A 17,894-nucleotide genomic window follows, 5' to 3' on the forward strand; every position below is an offset into this window, starting at 1 on the left:
AAGGCAGTCAAAACTCGTAGCGCGCCCAGAAGAACGCGACGTCGCCCTTGCTCACGCCCGGAACGCGTGGAATGAAAGCGCCCATCACCGACGCCTTCGCATAGCGGATGGAAGCCACCGGCAGCGCGAGCGGCACCGGCAGGTAATGCAGGATGTCGCTGCGCGCGGTGAAGCCCGCAAAGTAGCCGCCGCCAACCGAAAGACCGCCCAGCACGGGCGACGTGTACCACTGGCGCGCCCAGCCGGCGATGGGTTCGGGGTTGTTGTGCGAATCCATGAAGACGAGCGCGAACAGGATGTCTTCGTTGCCGTTCGTGTCCGTGAAGTGCTTGCCCGCGCCGCCGCCCCACGACTGCGCGTTGAGATGGCGGCGGTCGTCGGCGCTATAGCCGTCGATGTGCCAGCCATAGCCCGTGAGATAGAGATCCCACGTGCCCTCTTCGGCCACGCGCGCCGCACGATTGCATGCGGCCTCGAGAAGCGCCGACGAAGACGGACAGCTCGCGTGCGCCTCGTTCGCGGCGAGCGGCGAAAGCAGCGCAAGCGTTGCCAGCCCCGCTGCCGCGCCGAACGTTCTGCTTGCCTGCTTCGCTCCCATCGCGCGTTCCATCCTGCCGATTGCGCCGATCCCTACCTCGGCGGCCTTCCCTCCGCGGGCGCCGCGCGAGGCGCGCGCCCGCACACCATTGCCTCACATGCGCCGCCACCCGCTCACGACGGCGACACCAGCTTGAAGTCGACCGGCGAACCCACGTCGATACGCTTCGGATCGGACCCGAGCAGGCCGGTCTGTGGATCGCGGCGGAACACGTACGCCGTATCGCTGTTCTGGTTGCCGACGATGAGCCAGTGCCCGGTCGGGTCGATCGTGAATTCGCGGGGCGCCTGGCCGAGGCTGGACTGCCGCCCCACCTCTTTCAGATGGCCGTTGGCCGCATCGACGGCGAAGATCACGATCTCGTTCGCGTCGCCGCGATTGGACGCATAGAGAAAGCGTCCATCGGGCGACAGGTGGATCGCCGCCGCGCCCTGCTTGCCCTTGAAACCGGGCGCTGCGAGCGGCAGCGTCTGCACGGGCGCGAGCTTGCCGTCCTCATGGCGAAGCACCGTCACGGTGGCCGCGAGTTCGCTCGTCAGATACGCGTAGCGGCCGTCATTGTCGAACACCAGATGACGCGGGCCGCTGCCTGCCTTCATGGGGATGTAGCGCGTCTGCGTCGGGCTCAAAAGACCGCGGCTGCCGTCGGGCGTGTAGTGGTAAGCGTAGATCTTGTCCGCGCCGAGGTCCTGAACGAACAGGTACTTGCCGTCCGGCGAGAACACGGTGGAGTGCACGTGCGCGTTGTCCTGGCGACCCTTCACCGGACCACCGCCTTCATGATGCACGGTGAGCACGGAGCTGCCCACCTGGCCGTCCGGCTGGATCGGGAACACGGCGAAGCTGCCGCCGGGGTCCGCCGCCACCGAGTAGTTCGCGGTGAGCAGATAGCGCCCATCCGGCGAGAAGCTCAGATAGCACGGGTCGTTGCCCTCCGACGAGACTCGGTTCAGGAAGGTCAGCTGGCCGCTCGCGGCATCGAAACGAAAGGCGCTGATGCCGCCGCGCTGCGAGGCCGGCCCGTTGTCGCCGGGCAATTCGTTCACGGCATAGACGTAGTGCCGGTCGCGGCTCACCACGAGGTACGAGGGGTTCACCGTCTTCGCCACCGAAACGCGTGTCGCGTCGCCCGTCTTCGTATCGAAGCGGTAGACGTAGAGCCCCTCGCTCTTTGGCCCGGTATAGGTGCCGATCAGCAGGTCGTAGACGCCGTCGGCGGGAACGGCGGCCGACTCTTCTGCGAGTGCATGCGTCGTGGCAATGGAAGCCATGATGGCAAGTCCCTTGATGAGCGTGATAAAGGAACGGGAGAACCGGTACGGCTGGGCAACGAACGCTTTCGATGATGCGGGCACGCCGGATGCGGCGCGGGCACTACGATGCATGTGGACCTCCTTGACATCGGATTGTTGGATTCTGACGGTGTCGCCGGGTTGGTCTACAGCGCGGCCGTTAGCGCAAGCGGCAATGATGCGGATATAGTGTGCGCTCGTGCCTGCAAGGAAAGACATCGGCAAATCGGCTAACGCAATGGTTGGCCAGATGTGTTTGCGAGGCGCCTTGGACACGTTGTGGTTATTGGGCGAAGTATAGAAGGTCACGCCGGATTGCGCAGGCGCTGCGCCGTGCACGCCGGCGCTCGCCGCCAGACGCTGTCCGCCAACTTATCGCCGGGAGGGAGTCTGCATGAATGTCACGCTGAGCCTGGGCCCCATCGTTTCGCTGATCGCGGGCATTCTCATCCTCATCATGCCGCGCCTCCTGAACTACATCGTGGCGCTCTACCTCATCATCATCGGACTCATCGGGATCTTCGGCATGGGGTCGTCGCATCTCTGAATGCAGGTGCCCGGCACATGCCGCCGGCAACGGCGTCGCGTGCCGGTCTCGCATCCGCCATCCGGATGATTGTTTCGTAGCCGGCTGCGGACTGACAATGAGCCGTGTTAGTCGTGTCCGCGCGCGTCAGGCGCAGTCAGCAACTCAGCCCACCGATCCGTCAGCCGTTCGCAAGCTGGTCGAGGCGCAGCTTGCCCTGCAGCGACAAACCGCCCACGGCATAATGGCCGTCGCCGTCGCGGTAACGTTTGAAGCAGCCTCGCTCGATCAGGAACGCCGCAGCCGTTTCCATCCCGTTGCGGGTCAGCCCCAGGCGGCTCGGGTCCAGTGACAGCAGGGAGTCGTCGGCAAGTTCGCTTGCAGCGGAAAGAATCGTGATGCAATCGGATTTCGACAGCATGGCTTCTATCCTCGAAAACGTCGCGTGGGGCTCAAAGCGACGAGGCGAAAGGGACCGGCACAGGTACTGCAACGAGTGCGCGGCGCGCTGCGATGAAGAGGTGACACAACAGAGACAGCGGCGGACATATTGGTGTCGTTTCTCGACCCTCTCGCTGTCGCCCGCTGAGGGATTGTAAGCAGTGAAAATGTCAAACGCTAGCGCCAAATGTCCAGATACCGGGTAAATGACGAGTCACGCCTCATTGAGACCGGCCGCGGCTGCCCGCAGCCGGTCTCCCGGTAACATCAGTCGTACCTCGCTGCATCGCGCGTACATCGAGCGCATTTCTTACCTGCCGACCATGCCCGCACTCATTGAAGACTACGCACTCATCGGCGACGGCCATACCGCCGCACTGGTCTCGCGCTCCGGTTCCGTCGACTGGCTCTGCTGGCCCCGCTTCGATTCCGCCGCGTGCTTCGCCGCGCTGCTCGGCACGCAGGATCATGGCCACTGGCAGATCGCGCCCGCGGTGGAAGGTGACGTGAAGATCACACGCCGCTATCGGGGCAAGGCAGGCAGCGAAACGTTGATTCTCGAAACCGACTTCGAGACGCCCGAAGGCGCCGTCACGCTGATCGACTTCATGCCGCCCGGCAACGGCTGGTCCGAACTCGTGCGCATCGTGGTAGGTCGGCGCGGCAGGGTGCCCATGCACATGCGGCTTGCGCTGCGCTTCGACTACGGCTTCTCGGTGCCGTGGGTCAGCCGGCTGGTCTACGAAAGCGGCATCAAGGCAATTGTCGGCCCCGATACCGTGGTGCTGCGCACGCCCGTGGAACTCCGCGGCGAGAACATGCACACCGTGGCGGACTTCACGGTGTCCGAGGGAGAACGCGTGCCGTTCTCCCTCGCGTACGCACAGTCGCATCTGCGTCTTCCGCCGCCACGCGATCCGCACTCGGCGCTCGCCCGCACGGAAAACTTCTGGGCCGAGTGGTCGTCGCGCAGCACGGTGACAGGTCGCTGGGCCGCGCCCATCCGCCGCTCGATGCTCACGCTCAAGGCACTGGCGTACGAACCCACGGGCGGCGTCGTCGCGGCGCCCACCACGTCGCTGCCCGAGCAACTGGGTGGTACCCGCAACTGGGACTACCGCTACTGCTGGCTGCGCGACGCTACCATCACGCTGCTCGCCCTCATGCGTGGCGGCTACTACGACGAGGCGCGCGCATGGCGTAGCTGGCTGGGCCGCGTGATGGCGGGCTCGCCGCAGCAGTTGCAGATCATGTACGGCATTGCGGGCGAGCGCCGGCTGCCGGAGTCGGAAATCGAATGGCTGCCCGGCTACGAAGGTGCAAAGCCCGTGCGCGTCGGCAACAACGCGGTCGGCCAGTTGCAGCTCGACGTCTACGGGGAAGTGATGAACGCCCTGCATCTCGCGCGCGTGGGCGGGCTGCAGGCCGATGAGACCGCGTGGTCCATCCAGTGCACGATGCTCGAACACCTGGAAACCATCTGGGAACAGCCGGATGAGGGCATCTGGGAAACGCGCGGCGGACGGCAGCACTTCACGTTCTCGAAGGTCATGGCGTGGGTCGCGTACGACCGGGCGATCAAATCGGCCGAATCGTTCGGGCTGCCGGCGCCGCTCGAACACTGGCATGCCATGCGCGCGAAAATTCACGCGTCGGTCTGCGAGCACGGCTGGAACCCGCGCATCAACGCGTTCACCCAGGTCTATGGCGGCGACGATCTCGACGCGAGCGCCCTGCTGCTGCCGCTCCTCGGCTTTCTGCCGCCGAAAGACCCTCGCGTGGCGGGCACGGTCGCTGCGATAGAAAAGCATCTGATGCGCGACGGCTTCGTGATGCGCTACCGCACCACCGACGTCGACGACGGCCTGCCGCCCGGCGAAGGCACGTTCCTCGCCTGCAGCTTCTGGATGGTCGATAACCTCGCGCTGCAGGGCCGGGTTCAGGAGGCCCACGACATGTACGAGCGCCTGATCGGGCTTGCCAACGACGTCGGCCTGCTCGCCGAGGAATACGATCCGGAGGCCGGCCGGCTGGTAGGGAATTTCCCGCAGGCGTTCTCGCATGTCGCGCTCGTTCACACCGGCTTGAACCTGATGCGCCACGAGCAGGAAATGGCCACCGCGACAGGCCAGCCGGCGCACAACGGCAAGCAAAGCGGCCAGGCCAGCGACAGCGCGTTCAGCGACGCCAGCACGTCGCAGTGACCGCACGATGAAGGATTACCCCTATATTGTCCGACTGTTGTTGCGTTGCACAATGGGTGCCCGTCGGATATCATCGATCGACGCCCCTGGCCGATAATTACACTGACCGTTTACCAGCCAGAAGCAAGTCACACGCAACCTTAAAGCAACCCGGAAGGCCCGCCTCCAGGACCGCGCCAGCCCCGCGGCCCCGTGCGAACCGCCCCAACGCCCGGAGCGCCCACATGCTCTATCAGTTTCATGAATTCCAGCGGGCCTTGCTGAGCCCGCTGAGCGCCTGGGCTCAGGCCGCGTCGAAATCGTTTGCGAATCCGGCCAGCCCGTTCGCCTACGTGCCGGGGGCGTCGCGCCTGTCGGCCGGGTACGAACTGCTGTACCGGCTCGGCAAGGATTACGAGAAGCCCCAGTTCGACATTCACCAGATCGTCAAAGACGGCCACAACATTCCGATCGTCGAGCAGACCATCATCGAAAAGCCGTTCTGCCGGCTGCTGCGCTTCAAGCGCTACGCCGATGACAGCGAAGCGGTTTCCCAGCTCAAGGACGAACCCGTTGTTCTGGTGTGCGCGCCGCTCTCCGGCCACCATTCCACGCTGCTGCGCGACACCGTGCGCACGCTGCTGCAAGACCACAAGGTCTACATCACCGACTGGATCGACGCCCGCATGGTGCCGGTGGAAGACGGCCCCTTCCATCTCGACGATTACATCGCCTACGTCCAGGAGTTCATCCGCCACATCGGCGCGAAGAATCTCAACGTGATTTCGGTCTGCCAGCCCACGGTGCCCGTGCTCGCGGCCATCTCGCTGATGGCGAGCCGCGGCGAGGACACGCCGCGCACCATGACGATGATGGGCGGCCCGATCGACGCGCGCCGCAGCCCGACCTCGGTCAACTCGCTCGCCACGCAGCACTCGTACAACTGGTTCGAGAACAACGTGATTCATACGGTGCCGCCCAATTATCCGGGCGTGGGACGCCAGGTGTATCCGGGCTTCCTGCAGCACGCGGGCTTCGTCGCGATGAATCCTGAGCGGCATGCCGCCTCGCACTGGGACTTCTATCAGAGCCTCCTGCGCGGCGATGAAGAGGATGCCGAAGCGCACCGCAACTTCTACGACGAATACAACGCAGTGCTGGACATGGCCGCCGAGTATTACCTCGACACCATCCGCATCGTCTTTCAGGAGTTCCGTCTTGCCGAAGGCACGTGGGATGTGGCCGGCGAGCGTGTGCGTCCGCAAGACATCAAGCACACGGCGCTCTTCACGATCGAAGGCGAGCTGGACGACATCTCCGGCGACGGCCAGACGCGTGCCGCGCAAGACCTGTGCAGTGGCATTCCCGAGGCACACCGGCGTCATTTCACCGCGGAAAAGTGCGGGCATTACGGCATTTTCTCGGGTCGGCGCTGGCGCACCATCATCTATCCGCAACTGCGCGACTTCATCCAAGAACACGCAAAGGCGCCCCGTGTCGAGACAGAACACGCCGAAGCCTGAGTTCCCCCAGCCGCAACAACGCTTGCTCGCGCAGCCGGTTCACACGTCGGCTGCGCGCAGGGCTTACTGCATGAGTCACCGCGCGAGACGCGTCAGCGCCTCATCAGATACGCGAGCAGCATCTCCGTATTCATCTGCACGAGTTCGGAGCGCTCGGTCGGCGTGCTGAAATCGCGACCCAACGTAGCGGTCAGCGTGAACCGGTTGGACACGATGTAATAGCCCATGCCGGAGAGCGTCACGTAAAAGCGCAGCGGATCGACGTTGCTGCGGAAAAGCCCGGCCTTCTGCCCGCGCTCGAGAATGCTGCCGACGGTGGCAACGATTGGCGAAATCATCTCGCGAATACGCGACGACTTCTGCATGTAGCGGGCCTCGTGCAGGTTTTCGTTGTTCACGAGCCGCAGCAGATCGGGATGATCCCGGTAGTAGTCCCACACAAAATGCGCAAGGCGCGTCATTGCTTCCACCGGCGCCACGCCGTTCAGATCGAGCGAGCGCTCGGCCTCGTTGAGTGCGCTGAACGCGTACTCGAGTACTGCCGTGAAAAGCTGTTCCTTGCTGCCGAAGTAGTAATAGAGCATGCGCTCGTTCGTCTCTGCGCGCCTCGCAATCTGATCGACGCGCGCGCCGAAGAGCCCTCCGTTTGCGAACTCCTCCGCGGCCGCCAGCAGGATACGGCGACGCGTGCCTTCAGGATCTCTTTTGATTTTTGGCTGGTTCATGGTCTCAAGATGCTGCGTGAGCCGCGTTATCCGGGCCGCTGCCGAACGTCTCCTCGCCATGCATCGGCAGCGGTGAACTGGAGCGCCTTGGCTGGCGCGCCCCGCCGTTCCTGGGGTCTTTCCTGTAAAGCGTTTTGATTATGGCACATGGGTCGCCAATGGCAATCGGGGAAATCGGCGATAATGCCGCATTTGGCAAGCGCGCAGCGGCAAGGGCTGTCCGGCCCTGTTCCACCCCCTGACAGGCCGCGTAGCACGGCGCATAAGGACCGTTCGGCAGCCTGATTTGCAGCCGTTTTGCGACCGTTTCGGCCAGCTCCTCATGTCGTGACCGTGACCGATTCGAAGACACTCGCAGATCGCATCGAAGATCTGCTTCCCCAGACGCAATGCACGAAGTGCGGCTACAACGGCTGCCGGCCCTACGCCGAAGCCGTCGCCGCCGGCACCGCGAACTACAACCAGTGCCCGCCCGGCGGCGCCGAAGGCGTGGCGCGCCTTGCCGGCCTGCTCGGCAAGCCGGTCATCCCGCTCAATCCCGTCAACGGTGCCGAACGGCCGCGGCCGCTCGCCGTGATCGACGAAAACCTGTGTATCGGCTGCACGCTGTGCATGCAGGCATGCCCTGTCGATGCAATCGTCGGGGCACCGAAACAGATGCATACGGTCGTCGCGCCGCTGTGCACGGGCTGCGATCTGTGTGTGGCGCCCTGCCCGGTCGATTGCATCGCGATGGTGCCCGTGACGGACGGCGCAACGGGCTGGGCCGCGTGGTCGCAGGAGCAGGCCGACGCCGCCCGCGAACGCCATGACCAACGCCTTGCGCGCATGGAGCGCGAGCGCGAAGCCGCGGAAGCGCGCGCGGTGGCAAAGCGTGCGGGACTGCACGCCGCACCGCAGCCCGCGCGCAGCGCGGCAACCACGGCGCCTGTGCAGAGCGAAGTGCCCAGCGCAGCGCCTGCCGCGCCCGCCAGCGATGCCGAAGCGAAGAAGCGCGCCATCATCCAGGCCGCGCTGGACCGCGCCCGCAAGAAGAAGGAAGAGCTGGTCGCGAAAGGACTGGGTCCGCGCAACACCGACCATGTCACCGCCGACGTACAGGCGCAGATCGACGAAGCCGAAGCGCGCCGGCGGCGTCTTCGCATCGCCTCCGGCGAGCAAGGCGACGCGCCCTCGCAGCCCGATACCGACTGACCCGCCAGCCAGCGCTCATCCCAGCCTCTACCTCCGCACTTACCGACCGCATGAACGCGAACAAACGCCGCGCCATCTTCGAGACGTTGCAAAGCCTCAATCCGCATCCGACCACCGAACTCGAATACACCACGCCATTCGAGCTGCTGATCGCCGTGATGCTGTCGGCGCAGGCCACGGACGTATCGGTCAACAAGGCCATGCGCAAGATGTTCCCCGTCGCGAACACGCCGCAGCAGATCGTCGAGCTGGGCGAAGCGGGCGTGGCCGAATACATCAAAACGATCGGGCTGTACCGCACCAAGGCGAAGAACGTCGTGGCAGCGAGCCGCATCCTGATCGAGCGCTACGACGGCGAAGTGCCTGCCGATCGCGAAGCGCTGGAGAGCCTGCCGGGCGTGGGCCGCAAGACGGCCAACGTGGTGCTCAACACCGCGTTCGGTCATCCCACGATCGCGGTGGATACGCATATCTTTCGGGTTGCGAATCGAACGGGGCTCGCTCCCGGCAAGGACGTGCGAGCCGTGGAGGCCGCACTCGAGAAGTTCACACCCGAGCCGTTCCGCCAGGACGCGCATCATTGGCTGATTCTTCACGGGCGATATGTCTGCAAGGCGCGGCGGCCGGAATGCTGGCACTGCGTGATCGAACCGCTATGCGAGTTCAAGCAGAAGACCCCGCCGCCGCAGATGTGACGCAGATGTGAGCCGCGGCGCTTTCGGCATCCTTGGCAGAAGACCTGCGACAAATTGTCGCCCTCCCCTGCCAACCCGCCCCAACCGCCTCAATCCCGCAACGCATTCCCCATCCGGTCGCCTACGATGTTCAATCCCAGCCGTGACGAAGTCCGCCGCTTTTTCACCGAAACCTGGCGCAAACAGCGCGCCGGGGAAATCCTGACGCCACTCGAAGCCATCGCCGCCGACTGGATCGTCGAGCACCCGGAGTACCATGCCGCGCTCGCCGACGTAGACAGCGCGAGTGCCGAGCATTACTCGCCCGAGCGCGGCGAGACGAACCCGTTCCTGCATCTTTCGATGCACCTCGCCATCAGCGAGCAGCTTTCCATCGACCAACCGCCCGGTATTCGCGCCGCGCACGAGCGCCTAGCGGCAAGGCTCGGCACGAGCCACGACGCCCATCACGCGATCATGGAATGCCTCGGCGAGACGCTCTGGGAAGCCCAGCGCACCAACACGCCGCCGGACACCGATGCGTATCTCGCCCGTATCGAGCGCCGGGCCACAAGGGACTAAGGGGAGTAAGGGGACTAAGGGCACTAAGGACGCCGTGCCTGGGCGCCCTCGCCCCGCCACGCGCACATAAAAAAACGACACCCCGCCGGAAAGCGGGGTGTCGTTCTGCCATCGTATTCGCCGGCTGCCCGGTGACCGGGCTTCGCGCAGCTTACTTCTTCTGCACGAGGTCGCCGGAGAGCGACTCGACGTAGGCCGCAATGTCCTTCATGTCGCCCTGCGAAAGGCTTTGCACCTGCGCCTGCATGATCGGATTGTTGCGGCCCAGATGCGGGTTGCCGTTGCCCATCTGATACTGGCGCAGTGCCCAGTAGACGTAGTCGGCGTGCTGGCCCGCGAGCTTCGGATACTCCGGGCTCACCGGCTTGTTGAGACCCGCGCCGTGGCAGGCCGCGCAGTTGTGGCTATCAGCGAGCACCTTGCCGTTCGCGGCGTCCGCCGCGTGGGCGCCGGCAGCGAAACCGGCCAGTGCGAGCGCGGCGCAAGCCGCCTTGAGCATCGCTTGAAGGGTATGAAGAGCCGTGTGGGGCTTGTTCATGAATTCTCCTGTCCCGTGAAATTAGAGTGCCGGGTGACCGCGCCGGTCACTTCTCGGGATTGTTCTTCGACGTGGACGACTGGGCCGCGTAGTAAGCCGCGATGTCCGCGATGTCCTGATCCGACAGCGAAGCCGTAATGGCGTGCATCGTGTCGAAGTGGCGATCGCCCTTCTTGTAGCCGTGCAACGCGTTCTCGAGATATTTCTGGTTCTGGCCGCCGAGCATGGGAACCCGGTAGACCTCGGGGTACGCGGTGCGGTAGTCCGGAATGCCGTGGCAACCAATGCACATCGCGACCTTGCCCTGGCCCGCCTTCGCGTTGCCGACGACGTCCGCGTTCGCGTTGGCGGCGAAGCCCGCGAGCACAGACATGGCTGCGATCACGACGTGTTTGCCGACGAATTTGTTCATAGCATGTAACCTGGCTTGAGGGGAAACGGACGCCCGAAAAGGCCACGGCCCGCGCCGTTATTTCTTCGAAGGCCGGACGCAGGCCAAAAAAATCGACCCGATTGTACCGCGACGCCGTGCCGCACGTCCACACGGCCAACAAGGGCGGCGGCCCGCCGGGCACGGGTCCTGCGGGTTGTCCCGAAGCTCGCCGGCGATAGTCCCAGGACCCGCCGGCGCACGCGCAAGCGGTCCGCGAATCGTCACCCGATACTCGCGCGAATGCGCAGGCGAACGCGCCTTTGAACGCGAGCTGAACGATATCGGAGCCCCGCCCAAGGCAACAGGGCATCTGACTTATACTGAATTTTTTTCGCCCAGGTAGCCGCCATGCGCTTCGAAGGCTCTTCTCACTACGTCGCCACCGACGATCTCAAGCTCGCGGTCAACGCGGCCGTGACGCTCAAGCGGCCGCTGCTCATCAAGGGCGAGCCGGGCACCGGCAAGACGATGCTCGCCGAGGAAGTGGCCGCGGCGCTGAACATGCCGCTCCTGCAGTGGCACATCAAGTCCACGACGAAAGCGCAGCAAGGCCTCTACGAATACGACGCGGTCTCGCGTCTGCGCGACTCGCAGCTGGGCGACGAGCGCGTCAAGGACATCCGCAACTACATCGTGAAGGGCGTGCTGTGGCAGGCGTTCGAAGCCGATCGACCCACGGTGCTGCTCATCGACGAGATCGACAAGGCCGACATCGAGTTTCCGAACGATCTGCTGCGTGAGCTCGACCGCATGGAGTTCTACGTGTACGAGACGCGCGAACTCGTGCGCGCCGTGCATCGGCCGCTCGTCATCATCACATCGAACAACGAGAAGGAATTGCCCGACGCGTTCCTGCGTCGCTGCTTCTTTCACTACATCCGCTTCCCCGATCCGGCCACCATGGAACAGATCGTCGAGGTGCACTACCCCGGCATCAAGAAGACGCTGCTGCGCGCGGCGCTCGAAAGCTTCTTCGAATTGCGCAACGTGGCCGGGCTGAAGAAGAAGCCCTCGACGTCCGAACTGCTCGACTGGCTCAAGCTGCTGCTCGCCGAAGACATTCCGCCCGAAGCGCTGCGCTCGCCCGACAACCGCCAGATCGTGCCGCCGCTCGCGGGCGCGTTGCTAAAGAACGAGCAGGACGTGGGTCTCTTCGAGCGGCTCATCTTCATGAACCGCAACAACCGCTAAGGGTTGTGCCGCGACACAGCGGCCACGAATTGGCCACGGGTGGGCCACGAACGGAGTTCCGGCATGCTGATCGATTTCTTCTACTCGCTGCGCGAAGCGAAGCTGCCCGTTTCGGTGAAGGAGTACCTGACGCTCATCGAGGCGCTCAAGGCGAACGTCATCGCGCCTTCGCTCGACGAGTTCTATTACCTCGCGCGCATGATCCTCGTGAAGGACGAGCAGTACTACGACCGCTTCGACGCGGCGTTCGGCGCGTACTTCCACGGCGCCGAGGCGAAGTCCGCGCTCGCCTTCGAGATACCCGATGACTGGCTCAAGAAGAAGCTCGATCGCGAATTCACCGCCGAGGAGAAGGCGCAGATCGAAGCGATGGGCGGGCTCGACAAGCTGATGGAACGCCTGAAGCAACTCTTCGACGAGCAGAAGGAACGCCACGAAGGCGGCAGCAAATGGATCGGCACGGGCGGCACGTCGCCGTTCGGCCATGGCGGCTACAACCCCGAGGGCGTGCGTATCGGCGGCGATGCGGCGGGGCAGCGTTCCGCGGTGAAGGTGTGGGAGGCGCGCGCGTATCGCGACTACGACGACCAGGTGGAGATCGGCACGCGCAACATCAAGGTCGCGCTGCGCCGGCTGCGGCGCTTTGCGCGCGAAGGCGCGGCCGAGGAACTCGACCTGCCCGACACGATTCGCAGCACCGCGGCGAACGCCGGCTGGCTCGACCTCAAGATGGTGCCCGAGCGGCACAACAACGTGAAGGTGCTGATGCTGCTCGACGTCGGCGGTTCCATGGACGATCACATCCGCCGCACCGAAGAGCTTTTCTCGGCGGCGAAGACCGAGTTCAAGCACCTCGAGTTCTACTACTTTCACAACTGCGTCTACGACTTCCTCTGGAAGAACAACCGGCGCCGCCACACCGAACGCACGCCGACGTGGGACGTGCTGCACCGCTTCACGCCGGACTACAAGCTGATCTTCGTCGGCGACGCGACGATGGGCCCCTACGAAGTGCTGCAGCCGGGCGGGTCGGTGGAGTACAACAACGCCGAAGCGGGCGCGGTCTGGCTGCGCCGGCTTGCCGACCACTTCCCGCGTTTCGCATGGCTGAACCCGGAGCCCGAAGGCCTGTGGCCGTACCGGCAGTCGATCTCCGTGATTCGCGAAGTACTCGGTCAGCGCATGTATCCGCTCACGCTCGCCGGACTCGAAGCCGCCATGCGCGTGCTCTCGAAGTGACGCGGCACGGCGGCTGCGGTGTCAAAACAGCATCATCCGATTCGCCATAAAATAGCAGCGTAAAGCGGCGCCTCAAGCCATACTGGCCGACCCGGCAAAACCCCGGTAACACGCCGGTAAAACGCCGGTAAAACAACACGCAGCCCAACGCACCACCTAAGGCGGCCGTCCTTTCAACTCCTCTGGACCCCGGCGCTTACGCGCTTTTCAAGGCTCGACATGACTACCTCACTCGACCAGCTGAAACAGTACACGACCGTCGTCGCGGACACCGGCGACTTCCAGCAGCTCGCCCAGTACAAGCCGCAGGATGCAACCACCAATCCGTCGCTGATTCTCAAGGCTGTCCAGAAGGACGACTACAAGCCGCTGCTCGAAAAAACCGTGCGCGACCACGCGTCGAAGCCGGTCGGCGCGATCATCGACCACCTGCTGATCGCCTTCGGCACTGAAATTCTCAAGATCATTCCGGGCCGCGTCTCGACCGAAGTCGACGCGCGCCTTTCGTTCGACACGAAGGCGTCCATCGACAAGGCCCACGAAATCATCAAGCTCTACGAAGCGGCCGGCATTGGCCGCGAGCGCGTGCTCATCAAGCTCGCGTCCACGTGGGAAGGCATTCGCGCCGCCGAAGTGCTGCAGAAGGACGGCATCAAGTGCAACATGACGCTGCTGTTCTCGCTCGCCCAGGCCGCAGCCTGCGCCGAAGCGGGCGCGCAGCTGATCTCGCCGTTCGTGGGCCGCATCTACGACTGGTACAAGAAAGCCGCCGGCAGCAACTGGGACGAAGCAAAGGACGGCGGTGCCAACGACCCGGGCGTGCAGTCCGTGCGCCGCATCTACGCCTACTACAAGAAGTTCGGCTACACGACCGAGGTGATGGGCGCGAGCTTTCGCACCACGAGCCAGATCGTCGAGCTGGCCGGCTGCGACCTGCTCACCATCAGCCCCGACCTGCTGCAGAAGTTGCACGACAGCACGGAACCGGTGCAGCGCAAGCTGTCGCCTGAAAGCGCGAAGGGCGAGCAGATCGACCGCGTGCCGGTAGACGAGCCGTCGTTCCGCTTCCTCGTCAACGATGACGCGATGGCCACGGAAAAGCTGGCCGAAGGCATTCGCGCCTTCGCGGCCGACGCGATCAAGCTCGAGAAGCTGATCGAAGCGCTGCGCTGATCTCAGTCGCGCTCACGCGTGTCGGTAAGCGGATCACGGTGCCCTTCGCGGCGCCGTGATCCGTGTGATTCGGGAAAGCTGCTTCGTCAGCCCCAGCGCCGCTGAAGGTCACGAAGCCGCAGCGTGCCGCTCGATATTCCATTGCGGCTCCGTTTCCACCAGCAAGGCCCGCAGGCAATCGACCTGTCCGGCAATGCGTCGTCCGAGCCAGCACGGGCCCAACAGATCGAGTGAAGTACCGGCTAACGATCCGGCCTCCGCCGCGTTGCCCTCGCGTTCCGGCAGCCCGAGCGCCGGCGTGTTCGCCATTCGCAGCCCTTTCGCCCCCGCAAACCGCAAGGCTCTCGCCATCGAGAGCAAAGCCGCTCTGACCTCCGGCGCATCGACGTTCGCCGCGCCTGCAAAGGCCGCGCGCGCAGCAGACTCGGTCTGCCCGAGCGCCGCGGTGGAAAGCATCTCCAGCGCGCTCAAGAGCGAGCGATGCAACCGCTGGATCTCTTCCAGCGTGCTCATCGGCACGCCGGTCTCCTTCGTCACGGAGGGCATCAACGAGCGCAACTGCACGAGCCGCTTGCCGAGGCGCAGGAAGATCTGCACCTGGGCTTCGGCGTCGAGCGCCTCGCCGCTCATGATCTTCGCGTAGACGCGCGCGGACTCGCGCAGATTGTCTGCAAATCGATAGCGCCACGAGTACGTCGCGTAGAGCGGCAGCGCAAACGAGAACGCGAGCGCGATCACGATGCCCACCAGCACGTTGAGCGTGCGCCAGAGGCCAACCGAGATGAGGTTGTCGCCGTGGCCCGCCACGATGCACATCGTGATGGCCGTGAGCAGCGCGACATAGGCGGGCTTGCCGATCGCGTAATAGCCGCACACGCCGGCCACGATCGACATCAGCGCATAGGTGAGCGCAGGCGAGCCGATGGCGTTCGCCTGCAGGATCACCACGAGACCGATCACCGCGCCAAGCAGCGTGCCGATGGCGCGCTCCGCCGCCTTCTTGCGGATATTGCCCTGGTGTTGCAGCCCGCCGATCACCACGAGTAGCGTGACCGAGGCCCAGATGCCGTGCGGCACGTTGATGCCTGTCGTCGCGAGAATGGAGACGAGCATCGCCAGTCCCACGCGCACGCTGTGAATCACGGCCGCATTGCGATAGCGGTAATACGGCGACGTCACCGCGCGCCAGGCGCGCGCCATATGCGAGCGCGGGGAGCGGCATCGCAAGGCAGTGGGGGAACGCGAACGGTCGGGATCGGATGAAGCCATGGATGGGCAATGCGCGTTATCGGGGGCTACACAGCAACGGGAATACCGCGAGTCGCATGCACAAGCTGAGCCGCAACACGAGGGCAGCACGCCACAACGAGCGGACGACAAGCAGCGCGACGCCCGTTATCGTGCAACGGAAAAACAAATGCCCGCAACCTTGCGGTGCGGGCATCGGTGTCAGCGCCTTGAAGCCGGCGCGCCGTCAGCGCGAGGCCAGCCTGAAGCCACTACAAAGCAGCTCAGCTTTCGACCACGTCCAGATAGTCTTCGGGGCGCGTGCGGTCTTCAGCCTTCTTCACGCCTGCCACGTGGATCAGCACGCTCACCACCACGGCCACCACGAGGTTCACGATGAGCGACCACACGGCGGCATAGCCCGGAATCGCCATCCCGAACAGGTGCACCGTGAAGATGGAGCTGGCGAGCTTCAGCGACACCGCCATCCACGTGCCCGTCACGATGCCGACCGCCCAGCCGATCAGCAGGCCGCGATAGTCGAGCACGCGCGTGTAGAGACCGAGCACGATGGCCGGCAGCGTCTGGATGATCCAGATGCCGCCCAGCAGTTGCAGCTGGATCGCGTACGTGAGCGGCAGCCCGAGGATGAACGCCACCGCGCCCACCTTCACGATCAGCGAGACCAGCTTCGCGACGTTGGTCTCCTGCTCGTGCGTCATGTTGCGGTTGACGAACTCCTTGTGGATGTTGCGCGTGTAGAGGTTCGCTGCGGCAATCGACATGATCGCCGCCGGCACCAGTGCGCCGATGCCGATGGCCGCGAACGCGACGCCGACGAACCACGACGGGAAGAAGTGCAGGAACAGTGCCGGCACCGCGAAGTTCGGACCGAACGCCTTGAAGTACGGCGCGAATTCCGGCATGTCCTTCACGCCCGAGGCAAGCGCCATGTAGCCGAGCAGCGCGAGCAGACCGAGCACGAGCGAGTACGCGGGCAGCATCGCCATGTTGCGGCGAATGGTATTGCCCGACGACGACGAGAGAATCGCCGTCACCGAGTGCGGGTACAGGAACAACGCCAGCGCCGAGCCCACGGCGAGCGTGGCATAGGCGCTGAAGCCGTTCAGGCTCGCGGCATCCGGTGCCTTCAGCAGCAGCTTGGCCGGCGGCACGGCGCTGAAGATATGGCCGAAGCCGCCCATCTGGGCCGGAATCACGATGATCGCAACGGCGATCGTGATGTAGATGAGCAGGTCCTTGACGATGGCGATCATCGCCGGCGCCCGCAGGCCCGACGTGTACGTGTATGCCGCGAGAATCGCGAACGCGATGATGAGCGGCAGGTCGCCGACAAAGCCCGTCGTGTCGAAGCCGAGCGCGCCGATCACCACTTCGATGCCGACGAGCTGCAGCGCGATATACGGCATGGTCGCCACGATGCCCGTCACGGCGACCGCCAACGCTAGCGAACGGCTGCCGTAACGCGCGTTGACGAAGTCCGCGGAAGTCACGTAGCCGTGGCGCTTCGCGATGCTCCAGAGCTTCGGAAATACCACGAACGCAAACGGGTAGATCAGGATGGTGTACGGCAACGCGAAGAAGCCCGTCGCGCCCGCGCCGAACACCAGCGCCGGCACGGCAACGAAGGTGTAGGCCGTATAAAGGTCGCCGCCCAGCAGGAACCAGGTCACGACGGTGCCGAAACGCCGGCCGCCCAGGCCCCACTCGTCGAGATGCGCGAGGTCGCCCTTGCGCCAGTGCGCCGCGACGAAGCCGAGAATGGTGACGCCGATGAAAAACAGAACGAAGACGAACGTGGCAGTGAGGTTCATCGTGCGCCTCCCGCCGTGCCGCTACCCTTGCGCGCCTTGGTCTTGTGATAGACGAGCGCGGTAATCACGGCGCTGATCAGCACCCACAGCAGCTGATACCAGTAGAAGAACGGGAAATCCCACAGCGTGGGCTCGACCTTGTTGTACGAGGGGACCCAGATCATTGCGATCCAGGGAAGCACCAGCAACCAGAGCCACGCTTTGCGTGACTTGCTCGCGTCGGCGTCGTGTGCCATGACGTCTCCTTTTTCCTTTTATATTGAGTTGCCGCATCGCTTGGGGTGGGCAACCGTCCTGCAAGCGGATAGCCCGCGGGATACCCCGAAACCTGGACAGAGTATAGGAGCGCCGAACGGGCGGTCAAGCAGGGGCGACCCGGAGCGCCGCGCCGCGCGCGGCTTCCCGGGCGGGCGGCGGTAATTGAGGGCTTATCTTGCCGGGGACGGCGGCAGCCGGCCCGCGCGGGGGTCGATGGGGGGGCCGATGGGGGGCCGATGAGCGGGTCGACGAGATCGGCCGC

At 64.6% G+C, this 17,894-nt stretch carries 18 protein-coding genes; 9 read left to right on the plus strand and 9 right to left on the minus strand.

Annotation, left to right across the window (positions count from 1 at the left end; all coding sequences use genetic code 11):
- Positions 1-7 precede the first annotated feature (7 nt).
- Both PXJ20_RS17890 and PXJ20_RS17895 read right to left on the minus strand, forming a co-directional pair.
- Complete coding sequence (locus tag PXJ20_RS17890) at positions 8-598, minus strand: hypothetical protein (RefSeq protein WP_017774337.1); 591 nt, start codon at positions 596-598, stop codon at positions 8-10.
- Between the two features lie 113 nt (positions 599-711).
- On the minus strand, positions 712-1,983 hold the full coding sequence (locus tag PXJ20_RS17895) for a lactonase family protein (protein ID WP_421030570.1): 1,272 nt from the start codon (positions 1,981-1,983) through the stop codon (positions 712-714).
- A 301-nt stretch (positions 1,984-2,284) separates the two neighbouring features.
- On the opposite strand from PXJ20_RS17895, the gene PXJ20_RS17900 reads away from it, so the two are divergent.
- Complete coding sequence (locus PXJ20_RS17900) at positions 2,285-2,437, plus strand: DUF3096 domain-containing protein (protein ID WP_017774335.1); 153 nt, start codon at positions 2,285-2,287, stop codon at positions 2,435-2,437.
- A 160-nt stretch (positions 2,438-2,597) separates the two neighbouring features.
- Here PXJ20_RS17900 and PXJ20_RS17905 read toward each other — a convergent pair whose 3' ends face one another.
- Positions 2,598-2,837, minus strand: a complete 240-nt coding sequence (locus tag PXJ20_RS17905; RefSeq protein ID WP_017774334.1) for a hypothetical protein — start codon at positions 2,835-2,837, stop codon at positions 2,598-2,600.
- A 343-nt stretch (positions 2,838-3,180) separates the two neighbouring features.
- Between PXJ20_RS17905 and PXJ20_RS17910 the strand changes: the two genes are divergently transcribed.
- Both PXJ20_RS17910 and PXJ20_RS17915 read left to right on the plus strand, forming a co-directional pair.
- The gene (locus tag PXJ20_RS17910) at positions 3,181-5,061 is read left to right on the plus strand and encodes a glycoside hydrolase family 15 protein (RefSeq protein WP_421030569.1); all 1,881 of its coding nucleotides are present in this window, start codon (positions 3,181-3,183) and stop codon (positions 5,059-5,061) included.
- Between the two features lie 224 nt (positions 5,062-5,285).
- Entirely contained in the window at positions 5,286-6,563 is a 1,278-nt protein-coding gene (locus tag PXJ20_RS17915) for a polyhydroxyalkanoate depolymerase (protein ID WP_421030568.1), read from the plus strand.
- Positions 6,564-6,655: 92 nt separating this feature from the next.
- Here the strand turns inward: PXJ20_RS17915 and PXJ20_RS17920 are convergent, their stop codons facing one another.
- Positions 6,656-7,288 carry a TetR/AcrR family transcriptional regulator gene (locus PXJ20_RS17920; RefSeq protein WP_017774331.1) on the minus strand — a complete coding sequence of 211 codons (633 nt, stop codon included), beginning with the start codon at positions 7,286-7,288 and terminating at the stop codon, positions 6,656-6,658.
- 297 nt (positions 7,289-7,585) lie between these two features.
- Between PXJ20_RS17920 and rsxB the strand changes: the two genes are divergently transcribed.
- From rsxB to PXJ20_RS17935, 3 genes are all read left to right on the plus strand, one after another.
- The gene (gene rsxB / locus PXJ20_RS17925; protein ID WP_413213402.1) at positions 7,586-8,482 is read left to right on the plus strand and encodes an electron transport complex subunit RsxB; all 897 of its coding nucleotides are present in this window, start codon (positions 7,586-7,588) and stop codon (positions 8,480-8,482) included.
- 50 nt (positions 8,483-8,532) lie between these two features.
- Positions 8,533-9,177, plus strand: a complete 645-nt coding sequence (gene nth / locus PXJ20_RS17930) for an endonuclease III (protein ID WP_421030567.1) — start codon at positions 8,533-8,535, stop codon at positions 9,175-9,177.
- A 126-nt stretch (positions 9,178-9,303) separates the two neighbouring features.
- On the plus strand, positions 9,304-9,738 hold the full coding sequence (locus PXJ20_RS17935) for a DUF1841 family protein (protein ID WP_421030566.1): 435 nt from the start codon (positions 9,304-9,306) through the stop codon (positions 9,736-9,738).
- 151 nt (positions 9,739-9,889) lie between these two features.
- On the opposite strand, the gene PXJ20_RS17940 is transcribed toward PXJ20_RS17935, so the two are convergent.
- On the minus strand, positions 9,890-10,276 hold the full coding sequence (locus PXJ20_RS17940; protein ID WP_421030565.1) for a c-type cytochrome: 387 nt from the start codon (positions 10,274-10,276) through the stop codon (positions 9,890-9,892).
- Positions 10,277-10,322: 46 nt separating this feature from the next.
- A complete protein-coding gene (locus PXJ20_RS17945; RefSeq protein ID WP_017774326.1) occupies positions 10,323-10,688 on the minus strand; it encodes a c-type cytochrome in 366 nt (121 codons plus the stop codon).
- 369 nt (positions 10,689-11,057) lie between these two features.
- On the opposite strand from PXJ20_RS17945, the gene PXJ20_RS17950 reads away from it, so the two are divergent.
- From PXJ20_RS17950 to tal, 3 genes are all read left to right on the plus strand, one after another.
- Entirely contained in the window at positions 11,058-11,900 is an 843-nt protein-coding gene (locus PXJ20_RS17950; protein ID WP_017774325.1) for an AAA family ATPase, read from the plus strand.
- A gap of 63 nt (positions 11,901-11,963) precedes the next feature.
- On the plus strand, positions 11,964-13,139 hold the full coding sequence (locus PXJ20_RS17955; protein ID WP_413213400.1) for a vWA domain-containing protein: 1,176 nt from the start codon (positions 11,964-11,966) through the stop codon (positions 13,137-13,139).
- A 219-nt stretch (positions 13,140-13,358) separates the two neighbouring features.
- Positions 13,359-14,312: a transaldolase gene (gene tal, locus PXJ20_RS17960; RefSeq protein WP_017774323.1), complete on the plus strand. Its 954-nt coding sequence runs from the start codon at positions 13,359-13,361 to the stop codon at positions 14,310-14,312.
- Positions 14,313-14,420: 108 nt separating this feature from the next.
- Here the strand turns inward: tal and PXJ20_RS17965 are convergent, their stop codons facing one another.
- From PXJ20_RS17965 to PXJ20_RS17975, 3 genes are all read right to left on the minus strand, one after another.
- Positions 14,421-15,512, minus strand: coding sequence for an FUSC family protein (locus PXJ20_RS17965; protein ID WP_421030564.1), 1,092 nt, complete (start codon positions 15,510-15,512; stop codon positions 14,421-14,423).
- Between the two features lie 311 nt (positions 15,513-15,823).
- A complete protein-coding gene (mctP, locus tag PXJ20_RS17970) occupies positions 15,824-17,374 on the minus strand; it encodes a monocarboxylate uptake permease MctP (protein ID WP_277597569.1) in 1,551 nt (516 codons plus the stop codon).
- Positions 17,371-17,610, minus strand: coding sequence for a DUF3311 domain-containing protein (locus tag PXJ20_RS17975; protein WP_017774320.1), 240 nt, complete (start codon positions 17,608-17,610; stop codon positions 17,371-17,373). Before PXJ20_RS17975 ends, mctP begins: the two co-directional genes overlap by 4 nt.
- Positions 17,611-17,894 lie beyond the last annotated feature (284 nt).

Source organism: Paraburkholderia sp. A1RI_3L (assembly GCF_048957895.1).
Taxonomy (GTDB): Bacteria; Pseudomonadota; Gammaproteobacteria; order Burkholderiales; family Burkholderiaceae; genus Paraburkholderia; species Paraburkholderia kururiensis.

What these genes read in the sequence shown, in the direction of transcription:
- PXJ20_RS17890 (WP_017774337.1), bottom strand. Translation starts at nt 598, where the DNA reads ATGGGAGCGAAGCAGGCAAGCAGAACGTTCGGCGCGGCAGCGGGGCTG.
- PXJ20_RS17895 (WP_421030570.1), bottom strand. Translation starts at nt 1,983, where the DNA reads ATGCATCGTAGTGCCCGCGCCGCATCCGGCGTGCCCGCATCATCGAAA.
- PXJ20_RS17900 (WP_017774335.1), top strand. Translation starts at nt 2,285, where the DNA reads ATGAATGTCACGCTGAGCCTGGGCCCCATCGTTTCGCTGATCGCGGGC.
- PXJ20_RS17905 (WP_017774334.1), bottom strand. Translation starts at nt 2,837, where the DNA reads ATGCTGTCGAAATCCGATTGCATCACGATTCTTTCCGCTGCAAGCGAA.
- PXJ20_RS17910 (WP_421030569.1), top strand. Translation starts at nt 3,181, where the DNA reads ATGCCCGCACTCATTGAAGACTACGCACTCATCGGCGACGGCCATACC.
- PXJ20_RS17915 (WP_421030568.1), top strand. Translation starts at nt 5,286, where the DNA reads ATGCTCTATCAGTTTCATGAATTCCAGCGGGCCTTGCTGAGCCCGCTG.
- PXJ20_RS17920 (WP_017774331.1), bottom strand. Translation starts at nt 7,288, where the DNA reads ATGAACCAGCCAAAAATCAAAAGAGATCCTGAAGGCACGCGTCGCCGT.
- nth (WP_421030567.1), top strand. Translation starts at nt 8,533, where the DNA reads ATGAACGCGAACAAACGCCGCGCCATCTTCGAGACGTTGCAAAGCCTC.
- PXJ20_RS17935 (WP_421030566.1), top strand. Translation starts at nt 9,304, where the DNA reads ATGTTCAATCCCAGCCGTGACGAAGTCCGCCGCTTTTTCACCGAAACC.
- PXJ20_RS17940 (WP_421030565.1), bottom strand. Translation starts at nt 10,276, where the DNA reads ATGAACAAGCCCCACACGGCTCTTCATACCCTTCAAGCGATGCTCAAG.
- PXJ20_RS17945 (WP_017774326.1), bottom strand. Translation starts at nt 10,688, where the DNA reads ATGAACAAATTCGTCGGCAAACACGTCGTGATCGCAGCCATGTCTGTG.
- PXJ20_RS17950 (WP_017774325.1), top strand. Translation starts at nt 11,058, where the DNA reads ATGCGCTTCGAAGGCTCTTCTCACTACGTCGCCACCGACGATCTCAAG.
- PXJ20_RS17955 (WP_413213400.1), top strand. Translation starts at nt 11,964, where the DNA reads ATGCTGATCGATTTCTTCTACTCGCTGCGCGAAGCGAAGCTGCCCGTT.
- tal (WP_017774323.1), top strand. Translation starts at nt 13,359, where the DNA reads ATGACTACCTCACTCGACCAGCTGAAACAGTACACGACCGTCGTCGCG.
- PXJ20_RS17965 (WP_421030564.1), bottom strand. Translation starts at nt 15,512, where the DNA reads ATGGCGCGCGCCTGGCGCGCGGTGACGTCGCCGTATTACCGCTATCGC.
- mctP (WP_277597569.1), bottom strand. Translation starts at nt 17,374, where the DNA reads ATGAACCTCACTGCCACGTTCGTCTTCGTTCTGTTTTTCATCGGCGTC.
- PXJ20_RS17975 (WP_017774320.1), bottom strand. Translation starts at nt 17,610, where the DNA reads ATGGCACACGACGCCGACGCGAGCAAGTCACGCAAAGCGTGGCTCTGG.